The sequence below is a fragment of the Streptomyces sp. LUP30 genome, from assembly GCF_001746365.1.
In the GTDB taxonomy this organism is placed as follows: Bacteria; Actinomycetota; Actinomycetes; order Streptomycetales; family Streptomycetaceae; genus Streptomyces.
The window spans coordinates 29,407-44,668 of record NZ_MJAJ01000051.1; the positions used below are offsets into that span (position 1 = coordinate 29,407).

The following is a 15,262-nucleotide window of genomic DNA, read 5'->3' on the forward strand; positions in this document are numbered from 1 at the left end:
GCCGGCTCCTCGGGCCGGGGCCGCCCCCTAGGGCCTGACCAGCAGCTGGAAGTCGAAGGCGTACCGGGACGCGCGGTAGATGTGCGTCCCGTACTCCACCGGCCGGCCGGTGTCGTCGTACGCCGTGCGCTGCATGGTCAGCAGGGCCGCCCCCTCCTTCTCCGCGAGCAGGGCGGCCTCCTCGGCGGTGGCCGAGCGGGCGCCCACGGTCTGGCGGGCGCTGTGCAGGGTGATGCCCGCCGAGCGCAGCAGCCGGTACAGGCCGGTCGACTCCAGGCGTGCGGTGTCGAGGTCCAGCAGGGCCGGCGGCAGGTAGTTGCACAGGAACGCCACGGGCTGTCCGTGCGTGGCGCGCAGCCGCTCCAGCACGGTGACCTCGCTGCCCTCCGGGATGCCCAGCGCGGCTGCGACGTCCGCGCTCGCCGGCACGCGTTCGTTGCGCACGACGTCCGTGGTGGGCCCCTGTCCGGCCGTCTCCAGATCGTCGTAGAGACTGCTCAGCTCCAGCGGCCGCTTCACCTGGCTGTGCACCACCTGCGTGCCCACTCCGCGACGGCGCACCAGCAGCCCCTTGTCGACGAGCGACTGGATCGCCTGGCGCACCGTCGGACGGGACAGACCGAGGCGGGTCGACAGGTCGATCTCGTTGCCCAGAAGGTTGCCGGGGGTGAGGGCCCCATGCTCGATCGCCGCCTCCAGCTGCTGGGCGAGCTGGTAGTAGAGCGGTACGGGGCTGGTGCGGTCCAGCGCGAAGTGCAGCGCGTCGACCGCCGAGCCGGGCACCGCACGGGGGCGGTCGCCGGTCTTCGCCATCGGGGCGCCTCCTCGGTCTCGGTGAGGTGGGGGAGCGGGCGGTGCGTGTCAGGCGGGGGCGGCCCCGACGACGACGCCGGACCCGCCACGGAATCTCCCGCGCGGCCGTGCTCGCGCGAGGGGTACGTCCCTTCGCGGGGGGTAGTGATCGATCTTGACGCGCCCCCTTGTGATCGAATGCGGTGGTCGGACCGGCTCGGCCATGTGCGAGGCTCCTCACGGCGACCGGGGTGTCTGGCGACTCCCAGGTGTAGGTCCGCGGGACCCCCGGTGTCAATGGTTTGTTCTAACATTCGGACCTGATCGTGAAATGATGTCTTAACAAAGTATTGACAGGGGGCCTGACACGGGATTGGATCCCGTCCCAGCAGCGCACGGGCCGAGTCCGGGACACCTGAACAGTCGCGGACCCGGCCCCGTGGCCCCAATCTGAGGAGAACGGGGTCCCGGATCCTCGTGATCGCCCTCTCCCTTCCCCCGTCGTTTTCCCCGTAGCACAGTGAGGTGCAGGAAAGATGGACAGCTCTTCTCCCTCCCGCTCGCGCAGAATCGCCCCGGTCGTCGCCATGGCCGCGGCGGTGGCCCTGACCCTCGCGGGCTGCTCCAGCAGCTCCGGCGGAAAGAAGTCCGAGGAGAGCGCGGACGGCGCTTCCGCGGGCAAGGCGAGCACCCCGCAGATGACGGTCGCCCTGGTGACCCACCAGTCGCCCGGCGACACCTTCTGGGACATCGTCCGCAAGGGGGCCCAGGCCGCCGCGGACAAGGACAACGTGAAGCTGGTGTACTCCGCCGACCCGAGCGCGGGCGGTCAGGCCAACCTGATCCAGAACGCGATCGACCAGAAGGTCGACGGCATCGCGGTCACCCTCGCCAAGCCCGACGCCCTCAAGGCCGTCATAGCCAAGGCGACGGGCGCGAAGATACCCGTGGTGGGCCTCAACTCCGGTGTGAGCGAATGGAAGAAGCTCGGCCTGCTGGAGTTCTTCGGCCAGGACGAGGCGGTGGCGGGCCAGGCCCTCGGCAACAAGCTGAACTCGCTGGGCTCCAAGAAGGTCGTCTGCGTCATCCAGGAGCAGGGCAACATCGGCCTGACCCAGCGCTGCGACGGCGTGAAGAAGACGTTCTCCGGTTCCGTCGAGAACCTCTACGTCAACGGCACCGACATGCCGTCCGTGAAGTCGACGATCACCGCCAAGCTCAGCCAGGACAAGGCCATCGACCATGTCGTCACGCTCGGCGCCCCCATCGCGCTGACGGCCGCGCAGTCGGTCACCGACGCGGGCAGCAAGGCCAAGATCGCCACCTTCGACCTCAACAAGGACCTGACCGGCGCCATCAGCAAGGGCACCGTCGAGCTGGCCGTCGACCAGCAGCCCTACCTTCAGGGCTACCTGGCGATCGACTCGCTGTGGCTGTACAAGAACAACGGCAACTACATGGGCGGCGGGGAGCAGCCGGTGCTGACCGGTCCCGCCTTCGTGGACAAGTCCAACGTCGACGCGGTGGCCGCATACGCCGCGAAGGGCACCCGGTGATGAGCATGACTCGCCACGCCGAGCCGGCGGTGGGAACACCGCCGGCCCCCGGCCGCAAGGAGAGTGACGGCCGGACCGCGCAACGTCCCCTGGCGCTGCGCCTGTTGGCCCGACCCGAGGTGGGCGTCTTCCTCGGTGCGGTCGCGGTGTACGTCTTCTTCCTGATCTCGGCGCCGCCGGTGCGCGAGGCCAGCGCGATGGCGAACATCCTCTACCAGTCGTCGACCATCGGGATCATGGCGCTGCCGGTCGCGCTGCTGATGATCGGCGGCGAGTTCGACCTGTCGGCCGGTGTCGCGGTGATCACCTCGGCGCTCACCGCGAGCATGCTCAGCTACCAGCTCACCATGAACGTCTGGGTGGGCGTCGTCGTGGCGCTCCTGGTCTCCCTGGGGATCGGGTTCTTCAACGGGTGGATGGTGGTCAGGACCGGGCTGCCGAGCTTCCTGATCACGCTGGGCACGTTCCTGATCCTGCAGGGCGTGAATCTGGCCGTCACCAAGCTGGTCACCACCAATGTGGCGACCGACGACATCAGCGACATGGACGGCTTCGGCCAGGCGAAGAAGATCTTCGCCTCGTCCTTCGAGGTCGGCGGCGTCCAGGTGAAGATCACGATCGTGTACTGGCTGGTGTTCGCGGCCCTGGCCACCTGGGTGCTGCTGCGCACCAGGTACGGCAACTGGATCTTCGCGGTCGGCGGCAACAAGGAGTCCGCGCGGGCGGTCGGCGTGCCGGTCACGTTCACGAAGATCTCGCTGTTCATGCTGGTCGGCTTCGGCGCCTGGTTCGTCGGCATGCACCAGCTGTTCACCTTCAACACCGTGCAGTCCGGCGAGGGCGTCGGCCAGGAGCTGATCTACATCTCGGCGGCCGTCATCGGCGGCTGTCTGCTGACCGGCGGCGCCGGCTCGGCCATCGGCCCGGTCTTCGGCGCGTTCATGTTCGGCATGGTGCAGCAGGGCATCGTCTACGCCGGCTGGAACCCCGACTGGTTCAAGGCCTTCCTCGGCGTGATGCTCCTCGGCGCCGTCCTGATCAATCTGTGGGTCAGCCGCACGGCGACCCGGAGGTGACCCCCATGACATCCAGCAACCACAGCGGCGCCCACGGGGCCGTCATCGCGGACACCGTCGCCGAGGGCGTGGACGACGGGGCGATCGTCGAACTGCGCAACGCGGGCAAGTCCTACGGCAACATCCGTGCCCTGCACGGCGTCAGCCTGACCGTCCACCCGGGCCGGGTGACCTGTGTCCTCGGCGACAACGGCGCCGGCAAGTCCACCCTCATCAAGATCGTCTCCGGGCTGCACCAGCACACCGAGGGCGAGTTCCTCGTCGACGGCCTGCCGGTGCGCTTCTCCACCCCCCGTGAGGCCCTCGACAAGGGGATCGCCACCGTCTACCAGGACCTGGCCACCGTCCCGCTGATGCCGGTGTGGAGGAACTTCTTCCTCGGCTCGGAGATGACCAAGGGCTCCTGGCCGCTGCGCCGTCTCGACATCGACAGGATGAAGAGGACCGCCGACGAGGAACTGCGCAACATGGGCATCATCCTCGACGACCTGGAACAGCCCATCGGCACCCTCTCCGGCGGCCAGCGCCAGTGTGTCGCGATCGCCCGCGCCGTCTACTTCGGCGCGCGTGTCCTCATCCTCGACGAGCCCACCGCCGCCCTCGGCGTCAAGCAGTCCGGCGTGGTCCTGAAGTACATCGCCGCCGCCCGCGACCGCGGCCTCGGCGTCATCTTCATCACCCACAACCCCCACCACGCCTACATGGTCGGCGACCATTTCAGCGTGCTGCGCCTGGGCACCATGGAGCTCAGCGCCTCCCGCGACCAGGTCAGCCTCGAAGAACTCACCAACCACATGGCAGGCGGCACCGAACTCGCCGCCCTGAAGCATGAGTTGGCCCAGGTCCGCGGCGTGGACGTGGATCTGCTGCCGGAGGAGAAGGACCTCACCGCTCCGGTGGCCGCCCCCGGCGAAGGGAAGTCCTGAGATGTCCGGAGCGCTGGACCGCATCAGGGTGGGGTCCGCCCCCGACTCCTGGGGCGTGTGGTTCCCCGACGACCCCCGGCAGGTGCCCTGGAAGCGCTTCCTGGACGAGGTCGCCGAGGCCGGCTACTCCTGGATCGAACTCGGACCCTACGGCTACCTGCCGACCGACCCGGCCCGTCTCACCGACGAGGTGGACCGGCGGAACCTGAAGGTGTCGGCGGGCACCGTCTTCACCGGCCTGCACCGCGGGCCCTCCGTCTGGGAGGCCACCTGGGCGCACGTGAGCCAAGTGGCCGCGCTCACGCGGGCGATGGGCGCCAGGCACCTCGTCGTCATCCCGTCCTTCTGGCGCGACGACAAGACGGCCGAGATCCTGGAGCCGCCGGAGCTGACCGGCGAGCAGTGGGCGCACCTCACCAAGGGCATGGAGCGCCTGGGTCACGAGGTGAAGGAGGCCTACGGACTGGACCTGGTCGTCCACCCGCACGCCGACACCCACCTCGACACCGAGGACCACGTCGAACGCTTCCTGGACTCCACCGACGGCGAACTGGTCAACCTCTGCCTGGACACCGGTCACTACGCCTACTGCGGCGGCGACAGCGTCGAGTTGATCGAGAGCTACGGCGAGCGCATCGGCTATCTGCACCTCAAGCAGGTCGACCCGGGGATCCTCGCCGAGGTGGTGCGCGACCAACTGCCGTTCGGCCCCGCCGTGCAACGCGGAGTGATGTGCGAACCTCCCTCCGGAATACCGGAGTTGGAGCCGGTCCTCGTCGCCGCGCAGCGGCTCGGCGTCGAGCTGTTCGCGATCGTCGAGCAGGACATGTACCCGTGCGAGCCGGACGAGCCGCTGCCCATCGCGGTGCGCACCCGCAAGTTCCTGCGCTCCTGCGGGGCGTGAGCGGCCGCAGGTCGCGGAGCGTCGCGCCGTGGCCGACAGGCGGCGGCGTGCCCCCGCTCGTATGGTGGGGGTGATGGGCCGCATGCGGCCCGTGCCCCTGGTGCGGCTGTGGTCTGCGGCGCGAGAACCTCCTCACGTGGGAGCAAGCCCATGACACACCCGTACACGCGACTGCGCAGCGGCGTCCTCGTCGCCGCCGCGGTGGGGGCGTTGATGGCGCCCGCCGCGGCCGGTGCGACGCCGCCGCCCGCCTCGGCCGCCGCCGTGACCGCCGCCCAACCGCCCTCGCCCACCTCGTCCGGCGACGGCGTCGTCGCGCTCACCCCCGGGGTGCGACAGCAGGTCGACGACGCCGTCCAGCAGGTCATGCGGCAGGCGAACGTGCCCGGCGTGAGCGTCGGCATCTGGACGCCCGACAAGGGGCAGTACGTGAAGTCCTTCGGGGTCCGCGACAAGAGCACCGGTCAGACCATGGCCCCCGACCTGTTCATGCGGATCGGCAGCGAGACCAAGACGTTCACCGTCACCGCGCTCCTGCAACTGGTCGACGAGGGCAAGGTCGGCCTCGACGACACCATCGGGACCTACGTCGACGGTGTGCCGAACGGCGACCGGATCACCCTGCGGCAGCTGGCCGAGATGCGCAGCGGACTGTTCAACTACTCCGACGACGAGGGTTTCTTCAAGGCGCTGACCTCCGACCCGAACCGGCCGTTCTCCCCGCAGGAGCTGCTCGGCTACTCCTTCAAGCACCCCGTGCTCTTCCCGCCGGGCCAGGAGTTCTTCTACTGCAACACCAACCTGATCCTGCTCGGTCTGGTCGTCGAGAAGATGAGCGGTCAGCATCTGAACGACTACATCCACGAGCACATCCTGAGCCCGGCCGGTCTCGACGACACCCTGTTCCCGACCGGCAACGAGTTCCCCACCCCGCACTCCCAGGGCTACACGAACCAGACCGCGACCGGGCAGGTCGAGGACTCGGCCGACTGGGACCCCTCCTGGGCCTGGGCCGCCGGCGCGATGATCTCCACCCTGGACGACCTGCGGATCTGGGCGCGCACCGTGGCCACCGGCGTGCTGCCCGACGGTGAGCGGATGATCAGCCCCGCCGCCCAGAAGCAGCGGCTGACGACACCCCCCACGCCCGTCCCGGGCGCCGGATACGGCCTCGGCATCTTCAATGTGCAGGGCTGGATCGGCCACAACGGCTCGCTGCCCGGTTACGAGTCGCTGACCATCTATCTGCCGTCCGCGCAGGCCACCGTCGTCGTCGTGCTGAACACGGACATCGACTACAAGAACGCAGAGCCCAGTACCCTGTTCGGCGACGCGATCACGAAGATCATCTCCCCGGACCATGTCTTCAACCTGCCGGCGGAACCCGCGGCGCGGTGAGGACGTTCGACAAGGCACAGGGCGAGTGACGTCGTGTACGGGGAGGGTGAGATGCGGGAGAAGGAGCAGGCCGGCGCCGCGGAGGAGCTGCGTCGGGCGCGGTTCGGCGCGTTGCCCGAGCGGGTGCGCCCGCAGGACATGGTGGAGGAGCAGCCGGCCACGCCGAGAGACCCGGCGCGCGACGCCTACGACCCGGACGAGTTCGCGGTGCGGTACGGCCTGTGAGCCGATGAGCGCGGCCGGGGGAGCACTGTCCCCGGCCGCGCTCGGGGCGGGCCGCCGGTTCAGCCGGCCCGCACCTCCGCGATCGTCACCGGCCGGTGCTCGTGCAGGGACAGCGTGCAGGCCTCCGCGATCCAGCCCGCCTCCAGAGCGTCCTCGATCGTGCAGGGCGAGGGGCGGGAGCCCGCCACGACCTCGGTGAACGCGGTGAGTTCGGCACGGTAGGCGGCGGTGAAGCGGTCCATGAAGAAGTCGTGCGGGGTGCCGGCCGGGAAGGTGACGCCGGGCTCCACCGAACGCAGCGGCAGCTTGTCCTCCAGACCCACGGCGATCGAGTCCGTGAAGCCGTGGAGCTCCATACGGACGTCGTAACCGCGCGCGTTGTGGCGGGAGTTGGACACCACCGCGATGGTGCCGTCGTCGAGGGTGAGCACCGCCCCGGTGGTGTCGGCGTCGCCCGCCTCCCTGATGTAGTCGGCGCCCCGGTTGCCGCCCACCGCGTACACCTCGGTCACCTCGCGGCCCGTCACCCAGCGGATGATGTCGAAGTCGTGCACGGAGCAGTCCCGGAAGATGCCGCCGGACGCGGCGATGTACGCGGCCGGCGGCGGGGCCGGGTCCAGCGTGGTGGAGCGTACGGTGTGCAGCTTGCCCAGCTCGCCCGACCGAACGGCCGACCGCGCGGCGACGAAGCCCGCGTCGAAGCGGCGGTTGTAGCCGATCTGGATGGGCACGCTGCTGCCCTGGACGGCGCTGAGCACCGCGACGCCCTCGGTCATCGTCCTGGCGACGGGCTTCTCGCAGAAGACGGGGACGCCCGCCTCGACGGCGGCGAGGATCAGACCCGGATGGGCGTCGGTCGCCGCCGCGATCACGACACCGTCCACCCCGGCGGCCAGCACGGCCTCGGGGGAGTCCGCGACGTCGGCGCCGAACCGCTCGGCGGCGGTCTTGGCGGCCTCCGCGAACGGGTCGGCCACCACGAGCGACTCGACGGCGTCGAGTCCGAAGAGGGTCTCGGCGTGGAAGGCGCCGATGCGGCCGAGGCCGAGGATTCCGATGCGCATGGGACGTGCAGCTCCTTGAGGGTCTTACGGGACGGGGACGGGGACGGGGACGGGGACGGGGGCGGACGGGCGAAGGGGACGGGGGAAAGGGGAAGGGGAAGCATGGGGCCGGCGGGTCCGGTCCGAGCGCGGACGCAGGGCGTGAGCGGGGGCTGCCCGCCGCACGCGGGCCGTGCGACGACGTCGACGATCCTGCCGGGCGCCCGGCCGACCGGCACGTCGGCGACCGCCGCCCGCAGGGCGGACACCGGCCCCCCGACGGGTCCTCCCGGGCTCCGCAGGGCCGGGCTCCGGCGGTACGCCCGCCGCCTCGCGGCCCGGGGCGGCCCGACCGGTCACCGGGGCCGCGTCCGGCTCCGGTCGCCGTCCCGTGGTGACGGCCGCACCGCCGCCCCGGCTGTCACGGCCGGCGCGGCCGTCGACGTGGAGAAGTTCCATGTGCGTGCCCCGGTCAGCTGATGCGGCGCCGGGCGGCCGCCCGCAGCGCGTCCCGCAGCGTCCGGGGGGTCCACTGCTCGTGCAGCGCGCGGCGTACGAGGTCGGCCTGCGAGGGCGGCGCGAGACCGTCGACGGGCGGGTCGGAGTCGAGGTTGGTGGGAAAGGGGTAGCCCTCGGCGCTCGCGGCGACGACCCGCTCCAGCCAGTCCTCGTCCACGCCCTGCGCCCGGCGTCGCAGCAGCACCGGGAAGACCGCGCCCGCCACCGCCTCCCGGTCCACCGTCTCCATCGCCCGTCCGAAAGCCGAGGACACCTGGAGCAGGTTGGCCGTGCGGCGCACCTCGGCGGTGCGGTTGTGGCCCGCGGCGTGCAGCACGGCCGGATTGAAGAAGACCGCGTCGCCCTTGGCCAGCGGGAGCTGCACGTGGTGCTCGTCGAAGTACGCCTGGAACTCCGGCAGGCGCCAGGCCAGATAGCCCGGCTCGTACGTCTGCGAGTACGGCAGGTACAGCGTGGGGCCGGTCTCCACCGGCATGTCGCAGTGCGCGACCGCGCCCTGCAGCGTCAGCACGGGGGAGAGCCGGTGGACGTGCGCCGGGTAGGCGGCGGCGGTCCGCGCGGAGAGGAACCCCAGGTGGTAGTCGCGGTGCGGGCGCTGGGCGGCGCCGCCCGGGTTGACAACGTTGACCTGCGCGGTCACCTGGTAGCCGGGCCCCAGCCAGGCCCGCGACGCCAGGGCGAGGACGTCGTTGGCGTAGTAGTCCGCGAAGGTCTCCGGGTCGTACAGGGCGGTCTTCTCCAGGGCGTTCCAGACGCGGTCGTTGGCGCCGGGCGCGGCGAAGTGGTCGCCTGCGGCGGCGCCCGAGGCGCGCTGCTCGGAGATCAGCGCCTCGAAGACGGCGGTGGCGCGGTCGACGACCGCCGGATCGGGGAATGCGCCCCGGAAGACCACGACGCCGGGGCCGTCGGCGAAGGCGCGCACCAGCTCGGCCCGCACCGCCCGGCCTGCTCCGGCCCCCGTGGCGCGCAGCCGCTCGCTGTCATAGACGAGGACGCCGCCCTCGACCGACGCGGCGTGCGGATAGTCGGCGAGTTCGGTGCTGCGCTCCACGAGGGCGCGCAGGTCGTCGATGTCACAGGTCTGCTCGGTCGGCCAGGCACGGTCTCGGGTGGAGGTGAAGGACATCGTCGTCCCTTCGGTGACAGCGGCGGCTCGGTGCTGCCATTCTTGTCAGTACAAACCCGTCGAACAACCAGCAGGCAGCCGTCAAAAACCCCTCAAGCCGTCCCTCGATCCCACCCTTCAGGAGCCTCCGTGGGCCACCCTTTCCCGCTGCGTGAGATCGCACGTCAGGCCGGTCTCAGCGAGGCCACCGTGGACCGGGTGCTCAACGGCAGGGGAGGGGTGCGGGACTCCACCGCGCAGGAGGTGCGGCGGGCCATCGCCGATCTGGACCGGCAGCGCACGCAGGTCAGGCTGGTCGGCCGCACCTTCATGATCGACATCGTGATGCAGGCGCCGGAACGGTTCACCACGGCCGTCCGGTCCGCCCTGGAGGCGGAGCTGCCGTCCCTGCATCCGGCCGTGCTGCGCTCCCGCTTCCTCTTCCGCGAGACCGGTCCGGTCCAGGAGCTGGTCGCGACCCTGGACCGGACCGCCCGGCGCGGCTCGCAGGGCGTGATCCTCAAGGCGCCGGACGTCCCGGAGGTCACCGCCGCCGTGGGCCGGCTGGTGGCCGCCGGCATCCCGGTCGTCACCCTGGTCACGGACCTGCCCGCGAGCGCCCGGCTCGCCTACGTCGGCATCGACGACCGGGCCGCCGGGGCCACCGCCGCCTACCTCATGGGCCAGTGGCTCGGCGACCGCCCCGGGAACGTGCTCACCAGCCTGAGCAGCGGCTTCTTCCGCAACGAGGAGGAGCGTGAGATGGGCTTCCGCAGCCTCATGCGCGCCCGCCATCCGGAGCGCGCGCTCGTCGAGATCGCCGAGGGGCAGGGGCTGGACGCCACCCAGTACGACCTCGTCCGGGCCGCGCTGGAACGCGATCCGGAGATCCGCGCCGTGTACTCCATGGGCGGCGGCAACATCGCCACCCTGCGCGCCTTCGCCGACCTCGGCCGCGACTGCGACGTGTTCGTGGCCCACGACCTCGACCACGACAACACCGGGCTGCTGCGCGAGCACCGGCTGTCCGCCGTCCTCCACCACGACCTGCGGCACGACGTGCGCGAGGCCTGCCACACCGTGATGCGCGCGCACGGCGCGCTGCCCCCGGCCGGGCCCCGGCCGCCGTCGGCGATCCAGGTGGTCACCCCGTACAACATGCCGCCCCAGGGGGCGGCCGGCTGACGCGGCCGCCCCCTGGGGGCGTGTGCTCTCGGTGCGACGCCCGGTCCCCGGGCCGTGTGGACCGCCCGACCGCCTCACCCGGGCAGTGCGGGGCCGTCTCAGCGGTGCAGAGCGGGTGACGCGCCCGCCGGGACGACCCGGCCCGCGCTGCGGTACACCGTGATGCCCAGGGCCAGCAGCCAGTAGCTGAGGACGGCCCCCATCAGCGCCGTCGTGCCCCAGCCGTTCGCCGCGTAGAAGAACGCGGGGTCGTTGCCGAAGAACAGCGACGGTACGAACAGGAGGCCGGCGCCCGCCAGGACGTAGGCGGAACGGCCGGTCCAGCGGGGCAGCACGCCGCTGCGCGTGACCGCGTGACCGAACGCCGCCAGGAACAGAGCCAGCATCAGGCGCGAGATCGACCCGTACAGGATGTAGGTGCCGCTGACGTCGATCGTCGGGTCGATCGGGTGGTCCACGGCGATGACCGCGCCGGCCTCCAGGCCCATCGAGACCAGGGTGACGGTGGCGTAGACGAGCCCGGTGGAGAAGGCGATCGAGCCGAGCCAGCCGTGTTCGGGGGCGACCCGGGCGACGAGTTCGCGGAACGCGGTGAAGAACACGACCAGGGACGCCAGCGCGACGATCCCGAGCAGCAGCCGGGACAGGACGTTCGCGTCCGGCGGCGGGCCGGAGTAGACGAAGTACAGCGGCACCTCGACGATGAGGGCGATCGCGGCGACGAGGGCCGCGAGGCCGGTCGTACGGCGGGCGAGGGCTTCGGACATGGGGTTCCCCCGAGTTCTCGGTGTGGCGGTTTCGGCGCCGGCGTCCGTGCGCTCGCCGGCCCCTGAAGCGTGCCGTCCCACGGGGCCCGCCGTCCCTGGGCCTGGGGACCGAACCCGCGGTGGTGCTATCGCCACCCCTAGGGGTGCACATCCGTCCAGACGCCGGTGTGCGCGGACCGTGTCATCGCGTCCAGCACACTTGCGCTGCGCACCGCGTCGGCGAGTGTGGCCCCGTGCGGGGCGCCCTCGGCGACCGAGCGCAGAAAGCGGTACGCCTCGACGACCTTGAGGTCGTCGTACCCCATGGCGTTCGCGGCGCCCGGCTGGAAGGCCCCGAACTCGCCGTCGCCCGGACCGACGTACACCGTGCTGACGGGCTGGTCCTGATAGGCCGTGCCACGGCTGACACCGAGTTCGTTCATCCGCCTGAAGTCCCAGAACACCGCGCCCTTCGCGCCGTGTACCTCGAAGCCGTAGTTGTTCTGCTCGCCGACGGAGACCCGGCACGCCTCCAGCACCCCCCGGGCGCCGGACGCGAAGCGCAGGAGGCAGCTGACGTAGTCCTCGTTCTCGACCGGGCCGAGCGTGCCGCCGGCGGCACGGGCGTGGCCCGCCGTCGCGCCCGTGGGGCGGGCCCGCTCGGGCACGAAGACCGCCGTGTCGGCCGTCAGCGCGGTGATCTCGCCGAGCAGGAAGCGGGCCAGGTCGGCGCCGTGCGACGCCAGGTCGCCCAGTACGCCGCTGCCGCCGCGCTCCCGCTCGTAGCGCCACGTCAGAGCGCCGTCCGGATGGGCCGCGTAGTCGCTGAAGAGCCGGATGCGGACATGGGTGATCGCGCCGAGTTCACCGGACGCGATCAGGTCGCGGGCCGCCTCGACGGCCGGGGCGTTGCGGTAGTTGAAGCCGACCGTGCCCTGCACGCCCGCCGCGGCCACCGCGTCGGCCACCGCGCGGGCGTCCTCGACCGTGAGACCCACGGGCTTCTCGATCCAGATGTGCTTGCCGGCCTCGGCCATCGCGACGCCGATCTCGCGGTGCAGGAAGTTCGGCGCGGTGATGCTGACGGCTCCCACGCGCGGGTCGGCGGCCACCTCCCGCCAGTTCCGGGTGGTGGCGGTGAAGCCGAACCGGTCGGCGGCCTCCTCGGCCCGGCCGGGGACCTCCTCGGCGACCACCACCAGCTCCGGCCGCAGGGCGAGCTGCGGATAGTGGTGCCGGACACGGGCGTAGGCCTGGGTGTGCACCCGGCCCATCCAGCCGAACCCGACGACGGCGACACCGAGCGCGTCCACCATGACGGCTCCTCTCAGCCCTGAGCGGCCCCATTAGACCGGTCCATGTCCTGTCCAGGCCACCCTGAGGGCGCTCTGAACAGGGTGTCAAGGTCCATACGCCCGTTTGACAACCGGTCAACGACATGGAACGGTCCAAGTCATGAGACCACCGACCATCCGTGACGTCGCCGACCGCGCGGGCGTGTCCAAATCGCTGGTCTCCCTCGTGCTGCGCGGTTCCGGGCAGGTGCGCGCGGAGAAGCGGGAGGCCGTGCTGCGCGCCGTGCGCGAACTCGGCTACCGGCCCAACGCGGCGGCGCGCAGCCTCAGCGAGGCACGTGCCCTCCCCTCAGCCCGGCCGCGCTCCGGCGGGGGGACCCCCCTGGTCGGCGTTCTGCTGCACGACCTGCGCAACCCCTGGTACGTCGACCTCGTGGACGGCCTCAACTCCCTGCTGCACGCGAGCGGTCTGCACATGCTGCTCGCCGACGCCCGCCTGAACCGCCGCGTCGGCCAGGACCCGGCCGACTCCTTCCTGGACCTGGGGGCGGACGGGCTGGTCGTCGTCGGCACCCTGCCCGACCCGGCGGCGCTGGACGCGGTCGCCGAGCGGATCCCGGTGGTCGTCGCGGGCGCCCGGGAGCCCGTCCCGCCGGGCGTGGACGTGGTCGCGGGCGACGACGAACAGGGCGCGCGCCTGGCCACCGAGCACCTTCTCGCCCTCGGCCACCGCCGCATCGCGCACATCGCGGGCTACGGCGCGGTCGGGGAGCTGCGCCGGCGCAGCTTCGAAGCCGTGATGCGTGCCCACGGGACGCGGGGGGCCGTGGTCGAACCCAGTGACATGACCGAGGAGGGCGGACACCGTGCCGCCGTACGGCTGCTGGCCCGCCCGGACCGGCCCACCGCCGTGTTCGGCGTCAACGACATCGCCTGTGTGGGCGCGCTGTCGGCGGCCGAGGAACTGGGCCTGCGCGTCCCCGGCGACCTCTCCGTGGTGGGCTACGACAACACCAGCACGTCGCGACTGCGCCATCTGTGGCTGACCACCGTGGACAACGCCGGCCACGAGGTCGGACGCCGGGCGGCCCGCTGCCTCCTGGACCGGATCGAGGGGCGCGGGGGTGCGGGGCGGGTACAGCTGGCCGCGCCGCTGCTGGAGATCCGGGGGACGACGGCTCCGGCGGCCGCCCCGCTCACCGATTGATCGCGTAGGCCTTCCGCAGCGTCTCGTGGACCGTCCACGTCGTGCGGTCGCCCTCGCGCAGCACGGCCATGTCGCCGGGGCCCACCGTCAGGACGGGGCCGCCCTCGACCTCGATCGTCGCCGAGCCGCTGATCACGACGAACAGCTCGTCCGCCTCGGTGTCGGTGACCACGCCCGGCGTGATCTGCCAGATCCCCCGGATCTGCCGGCCGTCGGCGGACTCCCAGACCACCCTGCCGCTGGCCTCGGGGGCGCCGGAGACGATCTGGGCCGGGTCGAGCGGGTCGGGTTCGAGGTCGGCGTCGGGGATGTGCAGAGCGAAGCTGTGGGTCATGCGGCGACCCTAGCGGCGCGGTCCTGCCGTGCGGGGTGGACAGGGTGTGTGCCGCGGGCGGGGGAAGGGCGGCAGTCCGTCGGGGCGGAGGAGCGGAAGGGCAAGGGGGCGGCTCGGGCCGCTCCGGGTGCGGCCGGGCGGGCACGGCGGCAGGCTACAAACATGGGTGAGCGCTGGGAGGTCCGCCGGGCGGGCGCGGCGGACGCCCCGCACCGGGTGCTGATGATCCCGGGCGGGATGTGCACGACGGAGTTCTACGCCGACGTCATGGCCGAGCCCGCGGTGGCCGGGCTCGGTATGGTCGCGGTCACCCAGCCGGGGTTCGGCCGTACCGAGGCGCCGGCGGACGTGTCCATGGAGCACTACGCGCGGCTGATGGCTGACTTCGCCGCGCAGGCCGGCTGCGACACCGTCGTCGGTCACAGCCTGGGCGCGAACGTGGCGCTCGAGATGGCCGCGCTGGGGGTGTTCACCGGGCCCCTGGTGCTGCTGTCGCCGACGTTCTCGCGGGGCGACGAGGCGAGGTTCCTGACCGTGCTGAACGCCGTCGGCCGGGTGCCCGTGCTCGGCGGCGCGGCCTGGGCGGCCATGATCAAGCTTGTGCCGCGGGCGGTGAGACGCGAGCTGCCGCCGCACCGCGCCGAGACCCTGGCGGCGGTCATGGGCGGCAACGACCCGGCGACCTGCCGTCGCGTGGTGCGTGCCTACTACGCCTACCTGGACCGGTATCCCTCCCTGGTCTCCAGGCTGTGCGCGGCGGCCGTCCCCACGTGGGCAGTACGCGGCGACCGCGACGAGATCGGCCTGACGGACGGCGAGCGGCGCGCCCTGGAGGCCTGCCCGCACGTGCGCACGGTCACCGTGCCCGATGCGGGACACCTCCTCCTGGTCGAGCAGCCTGCCGCAGTCGCCCGGATCGTCGCGGAGGCGGCCGCTGCGGCGGTGCGCTGA

At 71.8% G+C, this 15,262-nt stretch carries 15 protein-coding genes; 9 read left to right on the plus strand and 6 right to left on the minus strand.

Going from position 1 to position 15,262, the window contains the following annotated elements; genetic code table 11:
* Window positions 1–27: 27 nt before the first annotated feature.
* On the minus strand, window positions 28–813 hold the full coding sequence (locus BG482_RS31855) for a GntR family transcriptional regulator (protein ID WP_069772662.1): 786 nt from the start codon (window positions 811–813) through the stop codon (window positions 28–30).
* A 515-nt stretch (window positions 814–1,328) separates the two neighbouring features.
* On the opposite strand from BG482_RS31855, the gene BG482_RS31860 reads away from it, so the two are divergent.
* The 6 genes from BG482_RS31860 (at window position 1,329) to BG482_RS44230 (ending at window position 6,877) form a co-directional block, all read left to right on the plus strand.
* Window positions 1,329–2,348, plus strand: a complete 1,020-nt coding sequence (locus BG482_RS31860) for a substrate-binding domain-containing protein (protein WP_069772663.1) — start codon at window positions 1,329–1,331, stop codon at window positions 2,346–2,348.
* Window positions 2,348–3,424: an ABC transporter permease gene (locus BG482_RS31865; protein ID WP_069772664.1), complete on the plus strand. Its 1,077-nt coding sequence runs from the start codon at window positions 2,348–2,350 to the stop codon at window positions 3,422–3,424. Before BG482_RS31860 ends, BG482_RS31865 begins: the two co-directional genes overlap by 1 nt.
* A gap of 5 nt (window positions 3,425–3,429) precedes the next feature.
* Entirely contained in the window at window positions 3,430–4,350 is a 921-nt protein-coding gene (locus tag BG482_RS31870) for an ATP-binding cassette domain-containing protein (protein WP_069772691.1), read from the plus strand.
* 1 nt (window position 4,351) lies between these two features.
* Window positions 4,352–5,254, plus strand: a complete 903-nt coding sequence (locus tag BG482_RS31875; protein ID WP_069772665.1) for a sugar phosphate isomerase/epimerase — start codon at window positions 4,352–4,354, stop codon at window positions 5,252–5,254.
* A 150-nt stretch (window positions 5,255–5,404) separates the two neighbouring features.
* A complete protein-coding gene (locus tag BG482_RS31880) occupies window positions 5,405–6,652 on the plus strand; it encodes a serine hydrolase (protein ID WP_069772666.1) in 1,248 nt (415 codons plus the stop codon).
* 51 nt (window positions 6,653–6,703) lie between these two features.
* Complete coding sequence (locus BG482_RS44230; RefSeq protein ID WP_176741522.1) at window positions 6,704–6,877, plus strand: hypothetical protein; 174 nt, start codon at window positions 6,704–6,706, stop codon at window positions 6,875–6,877.
* A 59-nt stretch (window positions 6,878–6,936) separates the two neighbouring features.
* Here the strand turns inward: BG482_RS44230 and BG482_RS31890 are convergent, their stop codons facing one another.
* Window positions 6,937–7,941 carry a Gfo/Idh/MocA family oxidoreductase gene (locus BG482_RS31890; protein ID WP_069772668.1) on the minus strand — a complete coding sequence of 335 codons (1,005 nt, stop codon included), beginning with the start codon at window positions 7,939–7,941 and terminating at the stop codon, window positions 6,937–6,939.
* Between the two features lie 451 nt (window positions 7,942–8,392).
* Window positions 8,393–9,565: a phytanoyl-CoA dioxygenase family protein gene (locus tag BG482_RS31900; RefSeq protein ID WP_069772670.1), complete on the minus strand. Its 1,173-nt coding sequence runs from the start codon at window positions 9,563–9,565 to the stop codon at window positions 8,393–8,395.
* 129 nt (window positions 9,566–9,694) lie between these two features.
* Here BG482_RS31900 and BG482_RS31905 point away from each other — a divergent pair, with 129 nt between their 5' ends.
* A complete protein-coding gene (locus tag BG482_RS31905) occupies window positions 9,695–10,729 on the plus strand; it encodes a LacI family DNA-binding transcriptional regulator (protein ID WP_069772671.1) in 1,035 nt (344 codons plus the stop codon).
* A 98-nt stretch (window positions 10,730–10,827) separates the two neighbouring features.
* Here the strand turns inward: BG482_RS31905 and BG482_RS31910 are convergent, their stop codons facing one another.
* Window positions 10,828–11,496, minus strand: a complete 669-nt coding sequence (locus BG482_RS31910; protein ID WP_069772672.1) for a hypothetical protein — start codon at window positions 11,494–11,496, stop codon at window positions 10,828–10,830.
* Between the two features lie 137 nt (window positions 11,497–11,633).
* Window positions 11,634–12,791 carry a Gfo/Idh/MocA family protein gene (locus BG482_RS31915; protein ID WP_069772673.1) on the minus strand — a complete coding sequence of 386 codons (1,158 nt, stop codon included), beginning with the start codon at window positions 12,789–12,791 and terminating at the stop codon, window positions 11,634–11,636.
* Between the two features lie 139 nt (window positions 12,792–12,930).
* Between BG482_RS31915 and BG482_RS31920 the strand changes: the two genes are divergently transcribed.
* Window positions 12,931–13,977 (plus strand): LacI family DNA-binding transcriptional regulator, encoded by a 1,047-nt coding sequence (locus BG482_RS31920; protein ID WP_069772674.1) that lies wholly within the window; start codon window positions 12,931–12,933, stop codon window positions 13,975–13,977.
* Here the strand turns inward: BG482_RS31920 and BG482_RS31925 are convergent.
* Complete coding sequence (locus BG482_RS31925; protein ID WP_069772675.1) at window positions 13,967–14,311, minus strand: cupin domain-containing protein; 345 nt, start codon at window positions 14,309–14,311, stop codon at window positions 13,967–13,969. The genes BG482_RS31920 and BG482_RS31925 overlap by 11 nt on opposite strands.
* A gap of 162 nt (window positions 14,312–14,473) precedes the next feature.
* Between BG482_RS31925 and BG482_RS31930 the strand changes: the two genes are divergently transcribed.
* Complete coding sequence (locus BG482_RS31930) at window positions 14,474–15,262, plus strand: alpha/beta fold hydrolase (protein ID WP_069772676.1); 789 nt, start codon at window positions 14,474–14,476, stop codon at window positions 15,260–15,262.